Raw genomic sequence first — 12944 nt, forward strand, 5'->3', positions numbered from 1 at the left:
GTCATCCCGATCGAAATGCTTGATCGGGATGACTTTTTGAATGCATCTAATTACTCAATAAAGATACGCCTTTTTGGATGACAAAATACGCCTTTTTCCAGTAGTTACGGTAAAGTTAAAGTGCTATGATATATTTGTCTGAATTTAAACTTAAATAGCAAGATAAAACTCAACGTAATGGGAGAAGAAATGATGCAACATAAACGATTTTACTGGTGGGCTTTAATGACACTGGTTTTTCTGGGTTTCCCGGCAACGGCTTTGGCGGCGGACAATCCGCCGGGGGTAGCCTATCGCGGTCATATCCAGGATTTTGGCGATTACCCGACGGATGGCAGCTGGGTCGACAGCCCCGCGATTATCGGTACTGTCGGCCAGAGTAAGCGGATTGAGGGCTTTGAAATCAAGCTGACCGGAACTGTTCCCGAGGGGATGGAGCTACGTTATAACGTCCATGTCCAGAACAAGGGCTGGCTTTATGACGAGAACGATTCGGCCGACTGGCCCAAAGATGGTGCCTACGCCGGCACCCGGGGCAACAGTCTGCGGATTGAAGCGGTCAAAATCGTTTTGACTGATAGCGAGGGGAAGCCGGTGGGTGGTTACGCGGTTCAGTACCGCGGCCATGTCCAGAATGTCGGGGATCTGCCAGCGGATGACAGCCAGTGGCTGACCGATGGCGAACAGCTGGGCACTGTCGGCAGTTCGTTGCGGCTGGAAGCGCTGCTGGTGCAGGTGGTTAAGACGGGCCAGAAAGATGCCGATTTGTCTGATTATACAGCACTGCTGGCGCAGCTTGATCAGTTGAGTGAAGCAGACTACACGGCCCCGTCCTGGGCCGCTTTACAGAGTGCCATAACCGCTCACCCGGTCACGGTGAAAAATTCCCAGACTGAGGTTGATGCGGCCGTGGCGGCTATTCAGGTGGCTTATGATAAGCTGGAGAAAAAAAATGTGCCGGTTGAGCCAGTGGTTTATGACCAGGTTGGTACTTACGGCCCCAAACAAGGCAGTGAAACCATTGTCGGCGATGTGATGGTCGCCGCCGATGGCGTGATTCTCCAGAATCTGGTGATCGCGGGCAGTCTGACGATCAGTGAAGCAGTTGGTAGCGGAACCGTGACGCTGAACAACGTGACGGTAGAAGGTGATACCCTGGTCCGCGGCGGCGGGGTACACAGCATTAAGATTAACGGCGGCCAATACCGCCGCATTATCATGGAAAAAACCGCCAGCGGCGCAGTCCGGATTGTCGCCACTGGCGTCGATGGCCTGGAGGTGGTGGTCGCTGAAGATGCCAGTGGGGAGGCGATTATCCTTGAAGGCACCTTTGAGAGTGTTACCGTTAATGCCCCGAATATGAGGGTCACCACGCAGGGCAATACCACCACCATCGGGACGATGACGGTGGGCGTCGGGGCTGGCGGCAGTACGGTAACGGTCGCAGCTGGAACCACGATCAGTGATCTGGTGCTGGATGGCAAAGCCGCAGTCAAAGGCCAGGGCACCGTGGCGAAAGCCGCGGTTAAAGCAGATGGCGTTGTCTTTGACAAGAAACCCGGCACGTATACAGTGGCAGCCGGGGTAGTGATTCCGCCGGTGTTCCCGACACCGGATAGCGGCGGCGGCAGTGGTGGGGGCTATACCCCACCGGGGCCGGTTGTAGTGATCGGGGTGAGTCTGAACAAAACCACCGCAACATTGTCGCTCAATGCCACCGAAAGCCTGACGGCGACGGTCGCACCAGCAGCGGCCACCAATAAAACCGTGAGCTGGTCATCCAGCAATGACGCTATCGCCACGGTCGATTCCAGCGGCACGGTCACCGCGGTCAGCGAGGGCCAGGCGACCATCACCGTGACCAGTCAGGACGGCCATAAAAGCGCCACCTGTACAGTCACCGTTAAAGACCTGCAACCGGCCATTGCCGGCGTCACCGTACCCTTTGCCGGGGCGACACCGGTGACGGCCATCACGACGACCAGCCAATTCAGCGGCACGGTCAGCTGGCAGAAAAATGACGGCAGCGGTTACAAAACGCTGGCGGACGGCGAAAAGTTTGATGGCACCAGCACCTATCTGGCGACCATTACCCTGACCATCAAAGCGCCTTATACGGAAATGGATATCCCGCGCAATTTCTTTGCGGTGGCCGGAGCAACCGCCAGCAATGACGCCGGGTCGGCGGTGGTGACGGCCGAATTTTTACCGACCCATCGCTTCAAAATAACTGAGCTGGGGGTCATCACCGCCTATTCCGGCCCCGGCGGGATATTAGCGGTTCCGGCGACGATCAATAACAGCGTGGTCACCGGGATTGGTGAAAATACTTTTAGTGGTCAGCAGACCATTACGGAGATCACCCTGCCGGCGACGGTGACGGCCATCGGCAAGCGGGCTTTTGATGGCTGTACCAGTTTAACCGCCGTCACCTTTACCGCTCCGGCCAGCCTGAAAACCATCGACGAAGCCGCTTTTACGGGCTGTGAATTGTTAAAAAGCATCACCATTCCCAATCAGGTGACAACCATCGGACCGTCAGCCTTTAGTGGGTGCGAGAAATTGGCTACCGTGACCTTTGCCGCCCCCGCAGCGCTGACAAGCATTGGCGCCAGCGCCTTCTTTGAGTGCGATGCGCTGGGCGAGATGACCATCCCTGCCAAGGTCACCAGCCTGGGGGTTATGGCATTTTCAAATTGTAGAGCCCTCGATACGGTCACAATTAATGGTAATCTGCTGGCCATTGAGGATTGGACTTTTTTCGGATGCCGGTCATTGAGTAACATTAACATCCCGGATAGTGTCCAAAGCATCGGTGATGCAGCCTTTTCAGGATGTTCCGAAATATCAACAATGACCATTCCGGCGACGGTGACCAGTCTCGGGGGCCATGCTTTTTATGGTTGCCTGAATCTGACCACCGTGACCTTTACCGGACCGGCAGCGCTATCGTCCATTGGTAACAGCGCCTTTTACAACTGCCAGAAGCTGACAGCGGTTGAGATTCCCGCTCAGGTGACGACCATCGCTGCCACTGCCTTTGGTTATGATGAGGGTAGCAAACCGGCCAGCCGCTGCTATACCTTCCGGGGCCCGGCGCCGACGACACTGGGGCCCGGGGCGCTGCCGACCATGGCCCCGACCCCGACGATCCGGTATTATGGTAATTATGACGGGTACACTGCCGTTGCCTGGGACGGGTATGCCAATAAGTCACTTATTTTGGCCACCCCGACGCAGACTGCCTTGCAAATTGCGAATTCCGGCACCCCATCCGTGACGGTTAACTGGAGCACCGTAGCTGGTGCCGACGCTTATGATGTTTTTGTCAGAGAAGCCACGGGGACCTATGGCACCGCCACCGCATCGGTGGCCAGCGGTGTGACCACGACGGTCATCACCGGCTTAGACAGCAGCAAAAGCTACTATTTTGTTGTCAAAGCCCGGGACGCTTATGGGCAGTCACTGCCGTCTGATGAGCAGTTTACGGACTTTAGTATTGCCGTGACCGGGGTCAGTCTGGATCCGGCAACGCTTAATCTGGTTTACGGGGCCACGGCAACCCTGAGTGCCACCGTGGCCCCGGCCAATGCCACCAATCCGGGGATTACCTGGGCATCCAGTAACCCGACCGTGGCCACGGTAGATCAAAGCGGCACGGTGACGGCCGCTTATGCCGGGACGGCGGTAATCACCGCCAGCTCGATGGCTGATGGTTCGAAAAAAGCCACCACGACGGTGACGGTTCAGGGGCGGTTGAAAATTAACAGCTTTAAAGCGGTAGCCGGGAGCGCGGATGGAAACTTTGTCAGCATGATACTGGAAGGGGATACCTTTAAAACCGGCGTCAGCAGTTTCGATTTTAACGCCGGCACCACCGGGCTGGCATTAGGTTCACCAACCTCGAGTATGAACAATTACTCATTCCTACTTGCCAATACCGCCGCCCCGGGAACCCTGACGCTGCAGGCAACGGGCCTGACCAGCGGGGTCAACAGCACCACCGTCAGCTTAACGGTTACGGCGGTCACACTGGACAAAGAAACGGCCGATCTGACGGTCGGGGGTAATCTGAACCTGATGGCGACCGTTTTACCAGCGGAGGCCCCGGATAAGGCGGTCAGCTGGTCAAGTGATACACCGGGCGTTGCGACGGTTGATGAAAATGGCAAAGTCACCGGGGTGGCGCCAGGAACGGCGATCATTATGGCGCAGACCGCTGTTGGTGTTCAGGATACTTGTACCGTGACGGTCAAGCCGGTTTTTGAGACAACTGCGACGGCAACGGCGGTGACGATTACAAAATATAACGGCAGCGAGACCAATGTCGTAATCCCAGCGACCATCAATAGTATCCCGGTTACGGAAATTGGTGCCAACGCCTTTAGCGGCAATACCCGCGTCACATCGGTGACGATCCCGGCAACGGTGACCACGCTTGGTGAACAAGCGTTTGCGGGTTGTTCGAAACTGAGTATGGTGAATCTGCCGGCAGCAATAACCAGTATTCCCAGCCAGGCTTTTGAGAATTGTCCGTTAATCGATATTACGATTGGTGCGGGGGTAACCTTTGCTGACGCCGCCGCAATGGGTCAATCGGGCACTTCATTTATCACCGCTTACAATACAAATGGGGCGGGTAATTACCATTGCTACTTCAATGTTGTATACCCGCTAGTGGTATGGACTTATGGGCAGGTGGTCGAAAACGGCATGTCCTTTAATACCAGCACTCAGACAATCAATGCGTATAACGGTAGCGGTGTGGCCGTGACCATTCCGGCCCGAATAAGTGGTACCGCGGTCACCACCCTTTATAAAAAAAGTTTTACCAGTAAAAAATTAACCGGATTGACCTTTGCGGCTGATAGTCAGCTGGTGGCGATTGGCGACGGCGCTTTTTTCTCTAATAACCTCGGAAATCTGAGCTTGCCGGTAACCGTTAAAACGATTGGCGGTTCGGCTTTTGAAAGTTGTCAACTAAATAGTGTGACCCTTTCGCCGGTTTTGGAATCGATCGGATTGGCGGCTTTTAGCGGCAACAAGCTGACAGAAATAACCATTCCCGATAGCGTGACAACCATTGATCTACAGGCTTTTGTCGGCAATCAATTAACCAAAGTGGTCATTGCGGGGAGCGGTGAGGCACATCTGACTCTGGGAAACGGAGTGTTTCAGCGAACAGGAGTGGGCCAGAATGAGATTGTCGACATTACCCTGCCTGACAATGTCGTGATCCCTAACGATGTGACCATGGGCGCCTACGGTGCCACCTTCAAGGCTTTCTATGAGGACCCAACGGACAACAACAAGGTTGGCGGGAGGTTTGTTTACGATACCAGCGCCGGAACCTGGAGTAAGCCATAGCGAGGGACTCAAAGTTCAATACCACCAGAAAATCGTATTGCCAGGTCTTTACCCGAGCGGCGGATAAGTTTCGGATCAGTGGGGTGTACAAATTAGGCAACCGCACTAAGTACTTGGCGGTTTGAGGTGTTGATCATCTGTAAAAAAAAGCAGCGAGTTTTTGCCTCGCTGCTTTTTGCTTGCCGATTTTTGCGCACGGGTAAGTTGGTCACCAGTCCGCCGATCCTCAGATCAGCATCGCCACATCCACCAGCAGATCGGTGCGGCTGTCATTAATTGGCCATCAGATAAGCCGGTTCATCGGCATCAACGCTATAGTAGGTGCCCTTGGGCACCACTTCAATCTGGATCGCTTCGAGACGGTAACCGTACCCGGAGGTGCCGGCCATTTCGCCGTTTTTGCCCCAGCCCATCCAGCCGAAGTTCTGGCAATGGACCCGGTAGTAAACATCAAACTGATCGGCATCGGCACCGACTAACTGAATCTCGATTGCTTCAAGCCGTAAACCCATCCCGGAAGTACCGCTGACCTCGCCGTTATAACGCCAGGGGGCCCAACCGATATTCTGGATATGGGTATGATAGGCAATCCCGAGGTCATAGTCGGATTGGACCAACTGCATCTGAATCGCTTCGAGACGGTAACCATAGCCGGAGGTGCCGCTGACCTCACCGTTTTTGCAGTCATACTGCCAGCCGATATTCTGGATATGGGTGCGGTAATAGACATCAACGCCGGAGCCACCGGCACTCAGGACGGTAATCGTGTAACTGGTCGTCTGGCCGCCGATACTGATGGTCAGGGTGCGGGTACCGGCGGTGGTGGCGTCAAAGCCGCTGACGTTGGCGGTGGTGACCGTTTCAGTCCGGGTACTGCCATCGCTGTAGCTGCCGGTGACGACGAGGCCGCTGAGATCCAGGGCTTCGCCAATCTGATAGGTCAGTTTATTGGCCGGACTGGTGATATTGATGCCAGTCAGGGTGACGACGCTCTGGCCGCCGGTAAAGGCTTTGATACAGACATTTGAATCATCGTTGTAGCCGGTGTCATACCAGCCACTGCTGCCGTCAGCACTGATAAAGCTTTCCCCAGAATTGGCACTGGCACCGCTGCTGTAGCCGTACTGAGGAGCTTCCATGGGGATCGCATAATCGGTTTGGGGGGTGCGGTATTTAATTACCACCGCAAAATTCTGGTAAGCGGTCAGGTTTATCGGGGTATTCAGGTCGACGGTGTAGTAGCCCTGATTGGCAAAGCTGGCCGTTTGGGTGGCGCGGAGTTGACCACTAGTCGGTGCGCCTGGAGAAACATCGGTATAGATCCGGATTTCGGCGGTGGTATTGGGGCTCAGCGCATAGGTCGAAATGGCGGTCAGGTTTTCACTGGCGGCGGCGGTAAAGATATTGGCGCCCCAGGATGTGCGGTCCCCGGTGTCATAGCCCCGGGCTGAGGTTTTACCGAGGGGATCATACTGATAACTGCGACTGTAGTTGCTGGTCGCTTCGGCGTTGTTGAAGGCGGTCGGATTGACGCCGGCATAGCTGTCATAATAGGACAGGTAGAAATAACCGGCTTCGCCCCAATCGGTCCCCCAGCTGTTGCGGACAATCCAGGCACCGTTGCCCGGCGCGGTCATCGCAAAGTTGTTGCGGTCGTAATTGTCATCCCAGCCGACAATCACCACATCGTGATCGATGGTGGCGTAGCCGGTGTAGTACAGCGCCGAGGTGTTCTGATTATAGTAACTGGCCGAGTCAAAGGCGCCGGCATAGATGGAGGTGTACACGGCTCCGGTATCCATCAGTGCGGCTTTGATGGCATCGGCGGATTCGGGCAGGTATTCCACCTGCTGAACATGATACGTTGGGGCCAGTCCGGTTTTTTGTGATGAGCCATAGGGATCGCTGCTCTCACTGACGGGGCCGCTCCAGCGGGCCAGGTAGGCAATGGCCATGGTGGCGTTGCCGCCCTGATCAAGACCATAATCAAAGCCGTTATTCCAGCGCAGATTATTTTCTGACAGATCGGCCGCCGCTGTCGGTTTGAGGTAGGACTCCAGTGAACCGAGGCTGGCAAAGGCCCAGCAGTTTCCTAATTCGCCCTGGTCGCGGATCGCGGTCAGTCGGCCCGTGTTGCGCAGATCATAACTGGCCGGAAAGCTGGCTGTATCGATGTCGGCAGTGACCGTCGTTACGATCGGGGCCAGCGGCTCGGGGATATGGCCGAGGCCATGGCCCGTGGCGGTGGCGGTGGTAATATTACCGGCTTCCAGCGCCGATTGGTACTCCAGAAAAGCCGGATTGACCGGTGCCGTTAAGGGGAGGCTGGTATCATTCGCCCAGACGCCGGGGGGAATGACCATCAATGCGACCAGACCGATCAGGATCAGGGTTAATGTGTGTTTTACTCGCCGTTTCATGGCTAACATCCTTTCTTTACACGGTAACGTGTGAACGAACTGGGCCTGGTTGGGAACGCTTACAGGATCATCAAAATAAATGTCTTTATACCACAGATATACCAATTATTGGGGCCGTTATTCAAAAATTTTAATATTTATTGTTTTTCGCGGTAATTGCCAGAAGGGGACTGATTGAAGTGGCGCCAGATGGGTACGTATCTGGCAAATAACTAATTAACCAACCCGATCAACCGCGATAAAAAAGGAAGTGAATTCGATGCGTGATCAACCCGACAAACAATCAGCCCGACGCCAGCCCGATAGCCCATTAGCGGCGGACCATAGTGTCGCCGGCCATGAGGACAGGAAAGTCGAACTGGCCGACATTATCGATGCACCGGCGGTGCAGTCGCTACTGGACAGTTTTTGGCAGCTAACCGGATTGCTGGGGGCCATTGTCGATTGCTACGGCCAGGTGCTGGTGCAGGTCGGCTGGCAGGATATCTGCACAAACTTTCATCGTTGCCATCCACTCACCCGGCAAAACTGCATTGAGAGCGACACCGTGCTGGCTCAGGCCACCACGCCGGGGACCTTTTTATCCTACCGCTGCAAAAACGGCCTGTGGGATATCGCCACCCCGATTGTGATATCCGGTCAGCACCTTGGCAATATCTATTTCGGCCAGTTCAGCTATACGGATGAAATCCTGGATCGCGATTACTTCCGCCAGCAGGCCCGCCGTTATGGTTTTGATGAGCAGGAATACATGGCCGCCCTGGAGCGGGTGCCCCGCTATGACCATCAGACGGTGGCGCTGGTGATGGCCTTTTATAGCAAGCTGGGGGCGATGATTTCGGCCCTGAGTTTTGGCAACCTTCGCTTTGCCCAGATTCTGACCCGCCACCAGACTATGGAAGCCCAGCTTTATCAGGAACAGGAAGCCATTCAATATCTGAGTTTTCATGATCACCTGACCGGTCTGTATAACCGCCGCTTTTATGAAGAAGAACTGGCCCGTCTGGATACTGAAAGAAACTGGCCGCTGACGATTGTGATGGGGGATGTCAACGGCCTCAAACTGGTCAACGATTCCTTTGGCCATGCCAGCGGCGACCAGCTGTTGCAAAAGACTGCCGCCGCCCTGATCCGGGGTTGCCGGGCCGATGACATTATCGCCCGGATGGGGGGCGATGAGTTTGTCATGCTGTTGCCCCAAACCGACGCCACGGAAGCGGCCCGGCTGATCCAGCGGATTAAGAAAGAGCTCGCCAATGAGCGGATCGAGGGCCTGGAAATCTCGGTGTCCTTCGGCGCCGAAACCAAAACCAGCGCTGCCGAGGATATCGCTGCGGTCTTTCGTCAGGCCGAAGATGCGATGTACCATGATAAACTTTATGAAGGCCCCAGCTTAAAGGGCCGGGTTATTGATAATATCATCGCTGTTCTCAATAAAAAAAGTGACCGTGAAGAAGCTCATTCCCGTGAGGTTGCCGCTTTCTGTCAAAAGATGGGGCTGGCCCTGGGGCTGGAGGACGATCAGATCAGGGAACTGAAAGCCTTCGGCTTACTCCACGACATTGGCAAAATTGCCATCGGCGATACCATCCTCAATAAGTCCGGTCTCTTTACCCCCGGGGAAGCGCTGGCGATGAATGGCCATGCTGAAATCGGCTATCGGATTCTCAGCACCAATCACGATATGATGGAGATTGCCGATTATGTCCTGGCTCACCATGAACGCTGGGATGGCAGCGGCTACCCCAAAGGTCTCAAAGGCCGGGAAATCCCGCTGCCGTCCCGGATCTGCGCCATCGCCGATGCCTACGATGCAATGATCAATAAACGCAGCTACAAGCCGACCCTGACCCCGGCCGAGGCCCGGGCCGAACTGCAAAAAAACGCCGGCAGCCAGTTTGATCCGGAGCTGGTGGCGCTGTTTGTAGGTCTGGTGGCGGGGGAAAAGCCGGGTTAATCACTAACCCGGCCGTGCTCTGTCAAAAAAGATAATCCAGTGCCGGCAAACGCGGTGCCCGCCCCCATGGGCATCTTTATTTTGTCGGCTAAGCGGTGGTAGTCGATCAGGAAAAAGGGTATAAATTAAATAATATGCTATTTTGATTATTAATCCTGATGAAAGAGGGAAAATCGAGATGAAAAATGAGAAGATCAGAACGGTTCGTCTGGGCGCTGTCCTGCTGGTGGGGGGGATGCTGTTGCTCACCGGCTGCTCCGCCGCGGCCACTGAAAATAGTACAGCCGACAAGCAACCCGATAAAACCGTCACCACCACCCTTAATCCGGCTATTGCGGCAGCCGCTCAGGAAGCCCTTAAATTCTATCAGTCGGTTACCCTGGATCAACCCCGGGCGCAGCTAGAAACAATGCTGGCGGTACCCGGGGAAGTCCAGGCTGACGGTCGGGTCGCCTACCGCGATCCGGTCAGCGGTTATGGGGTGCTGATTAAGTACGGCGAGGATGACAAGGTCTTTGCCAAACGGTTGATCCCGACGGCTAAAGCCCCGGAACTGGCGGCCCTCAATCCCGTGCCGGTCACCGATAAACAGGCCTATCGGATGGCCGTCGGTATGCCCTTTTATGAGGTCCAGGATGTGATGGGCAGCGACGGCATCGAAATCAGCCTGAGCAAACCCGAAACCGGCGATCCTAAACAGGTCACTGGGCTGGGCTGGTTCAACCCCGACGGTTCCTATGCGGTGGTCTACCTCAATCTGCCCCAGGGCCTGGTCGTAGGCTCGGAATTTGTTGCGGTCTAGCGGGATCAGCGGGGCTTCACTGCGCTCGGCGATGATCTGTTTCTACCTGGCCAACGAAGGCCTGAGTATTCTGGAAAACCTCGCCGCCCGCGGGGTGCCAATCCCGCGGCGGCTAAACAGGTTCTGTCGGTTAGTCTGGCGGTTGGGTGGCAGGATCGATCAATCGTGGGCAATCACTTGATTTCGACCATCAGATGTGATGGTCGAACTGGATTTTTTACATTTGTCAAGGTTTTGTGAAAAAGCATAAAAAGGCGATAATTTACACCTGTTATGGTTTGAATAATGTTCGGGATGGCGTATAATTAAATAATCAGTTAAAATCGGCAATTGCTGGTGTCGATTGGGGCAGTCTTTTCGGCCACCCTGACGATCAGCGCCGGGAAAGGGGGCAGGACCATGGATAAAAATCCCCACAAAGGCCATCGCCAACGGGTTAAAAAGCGGGTTATCAATGAGGGCATCGACAGTTTTGAGGATCACCAGATTCTGGAACTGTTGCTTTTTTATTGCCTGCCGATGAAGGATACCAACGAGCTGGCCCACACCCTGATCGGCCATTACGGGTCGCTGTCGGGAGTCTTTGATGCCGACCCCAAAGACCTCTGCGACACCGCCGGGGTCACCGAAAACACCGCGGTGCTGTTGTCACTGATACCCGCCCTGGCGCGCCGTTATCAGCAGGGCAAGTTTAAGCAAAAGGCAGTCCTGAACAGCACCACCGCCGCCGGCGCATACACCATGGCGCTGTTTACCGGCCGCCTCAACGAGGCCTTTTATGTGATCTGCCTGGACAGTCAGAACCAGGTCAACCAGGCCACCCTGCTCCACGAAGGCACCATCAACGAAGCCCCGGTCTACCCCCGGCTGATCGTTGAAACGGCCCTGCGCCACCAGGCCGCCAGCATCATCCTGGCCCACAACCACCCCGGTGGCAGTCGGCAGCCCTCATCGGCGGATGTGGCGGTGACGAAGAAAATCAAAGCCGCCACCGAAGCCATCGCCATCACCGTCGTCGATCATATTATTGTGGCCGGGGACGGGTATTATAGTTTTGCCGAGAACCGGATGTTGTGAATAAGGGGCTGACGCCAAATTGAAATGTCAGCTAGAGCTGGAAATAGGATTTTGAGTTATCAATTATAATAGCATTTTAAAGGGAAATCACTTATAATAATGACTAAGAAGGTGAACGAATGAAAGATAGCGAGTCAAAAATACAGAATCCCCATGACAAGTTTTTTAAGGAAACATTCTCTAATCCGGGAGTGGCCAGAGATTTCATCGAGAACTACCTGCCAGAACCGATTTTGAAATTAGTTGATCTGAATGATCTGGAAATTCAGAACGGCAGTCACGTCGATGAAGAACTCAGCGCGGTATTCTCAGACATGTTGTTCAGGACAAAAATCAATCAGAGAGACGGGTATCTTTATTTTCTCTTTGAACACAAGAGTTATCCGGATAGAATGGTTGCGCTGCAGCTACTGACGTATATGGTTCGGATCTGGAACCAGAAAGTCAACCGCGAGAATGACACCCATATCCCGGTGATCATCCCGCTGGTGATCTATCATGGGAAAACGAAATGGAAAATCGGTTCGATGCTCAGTGATCTGATTATGGATTTTGAGACCTTGCCGGAAGAAGTTAAACAGTTGACGCCGGATTATCGCTATCTGATCTATGATTTATCGCAGTTTTCAGATGAAGATATCAAAGGAAATGCAGAACTGACGATTGCATTATCCATTTTCAGAGACATTTTTAATAAAAACAGTCAGGAATTTCTTGAAACCATTTTTAAGGCCGCCAGAGCTCTGGATGAGTTAGAGGAAAAAGAAACAGGACTGCAGTATTTTGAAACCTGCATGCGCTATATCCTGTCATCAGGACCCCCGCTTTCAAAGGATCAACTGAATACTGTTATTAAGCAATTAGAAGTAACCTACAAGAAAGGAAGTGAAGTGACTATGACATTAGCTGAAGTTTTAAGAGAAGAAGGATTTGAAAAAGGCATTGAAAAAGGCATTGAAAAAGGCATTGAAAAGGGTGAAGCACGGGCTTATTCAAAAATGGCAATTAAAGCTTTGTCTAAAAAACTGGGAATTCTGCCAGCAGAATATCGAGAAAAGCTTGTCCAACTGGATTTAATCACTTTAGAAACGTTGAACGAAGAAATCGACAACTTCAAAAGTATCGAAGATGTCAAAAAGTTTCTGGGACTCTGATTTACACCGGATATATTTGGTTTATGAAGTGAAAAGCGTGTAATGGATCGATTCAATACTGTTGAAGGAAGAAAAAATGTATAATAATGATTACATTATGCGATAGAAACATTTCCAGCCGGTTCAACCCTTGCGATGGACGGGCTGGATTTTTTTATTTAAAAAAA

At 53.5% G+C, this 12944-nt stretch carries 7 protein-coding genes; 6 read left to right on the forward strand and 1 reads right to left on the reverse strand.

The features are described 5' to 3' along the window. The first annotated feature begins 192 nt into the window (after positions 1-192). Positions 193-5367: a leucine-rich repeat protein gene (locus A3KS_RS22985; RefSeq protein WP_169727725.1), complete on the forward strand. Its 5175-nt coding sequence runs from the start codon at positions 193-195 to the stop codon at positions 5365-5367. Between the two features lie 272 nt (positions 5368-5639). Here A3KS_RS22985 and A3KS_RS22990 read toward each other — a convergent pair whose 3' ends face one another. Continuing rightward, the gene (locus tag A3KS_RS22990) at positions 5640-7787 is read right to left on the reverse strand and encodes a lectin like domain-containing protein (RefSeq protein WP_051356012.1); all 2148 of its coding nucleotides are present in this window, start codon (positions 7785-7787) and stop codon (positions 5640-5642) included. A gap of 259 nt (positions 7788-8046) precedes the next feature. Between A3KS_RS22990 and A3KS_RS22995 the strand changes: the two genes are divergently transcribed. The 5 genes from A3KS_RS22995 (at position 8047) to A3KS_RS0119260 (ending at position 12777) form a co-directional block, all read left to right on the forward strand. Next, positions 8047-9744 (forward strand): PocR ligand-binding domain-containing protein, encoded by a 1698-nt coding sequence (locus A3KS_RS22995; RefSeq protein WP_051356013.1) that lies wholly within the window; start codon positions 8047-8049, stop codon positions 9742-9744. Between the two features lie 178 nt (positions 9745-9922). Further along, complete coding sequence (locus A3KS_RS0119250) at positions 9923-10546, forward strand: hypothetical protein (protein ID WP_026396281.1); 624 nt, start codon at positions 9923-9925, stop codon at positions 10544-10546. Then, on the forward strand, positions 10536-10727 hold the full coding sequence (locus tag A3KS_RS23385) for a phage holin family protein (RefSeq protein WP_278247330.1): 192 nt from the start codon (positions 10536-10538) through the stop codon (positions 10725-10727). Before A3KS_RS0119250 ends, A3KS_RS23385 begins: the two co-directional genes overlap by 11 nt. Before the next feature lie 218 nt (positions 10728-10945). Further along, the gene (radC, locus tag A3KS_RS0119255; protein ID WP_026396282.1) at positions 10946-11623 is read left to right on the forward strand and encodes a RadC family protein; all 678 of its coding nucleotides are present in this window, start codon (positions 10946-10948) and stop codon (positions 11621-11623) included. 119 nt (positions 11624-11742) lie between these two features. Then, a complete protein-coding gene (locus tag A3KS_RS0119260) occupies positions 11743-12777 on the forward strand; it encodes an Rpn family recombination-promoting nuclease/putative transposase (RefSeq protein WP_026396283.1) in 1035 nt (344 codons plus the stop codon). The last annotated feature ends 167 nt before the right edge of the window (positions 12778-12944 follow it).

It is taken from the genome of Acetobacterium malicum subsp. dehalogenans DSM 11527, assembly GCF_000472665.1.
In the GTDB taxonomy this organism is placed as follows: Bacteria; Bacillota; Clostridia; order Eubacteriales; family Eubacteriaceae; genus Acetobacterium; species Acetobacterium malicum.

Coding starts and splice junctions, on each gene's coding strand:
- A3KS_RS0119260 (WP_026396283.1), top strand. CDS start 11,743: ATGAAAGATAGCGAGTCAAAAATACAGAATCCCCATGACAAGTTTTTT.
- A3KS_RS22995 (WP_051356013.1), top strand. CDS start 8,047: ATGCGTGATCAACCCGACAAACAATCAGCCCGACGCCAGCCCGATAGC.
- A3KS_RS0119250 (WP_026396281.1), top strand. CDS start 9,923: ATGAAAAATGAGAAGATCAGAACGGTTCGTCTGGGCGCTGTCCTGCTG.
- A3KS_RS22985 (WP_169727725.1), top strand. CDS start 193: ATGCAACATAAACGATTTTACTGGTGGGCTTTAATGACACTGGTTTTT.
- radC (WP_026396282.1), top strand. CDS start 10,946: ATGGATAAAAATCCCCACAAAGGCCATCGCCAACGGGTTAAAAAGCGG.
- A3KS_RS22990 (WP_051356012.1), bottom strand. CDS start 7,787: ATGAAACGGCGAGTAAAACACACATTAACCCTGATCCTGATCGGTCTG.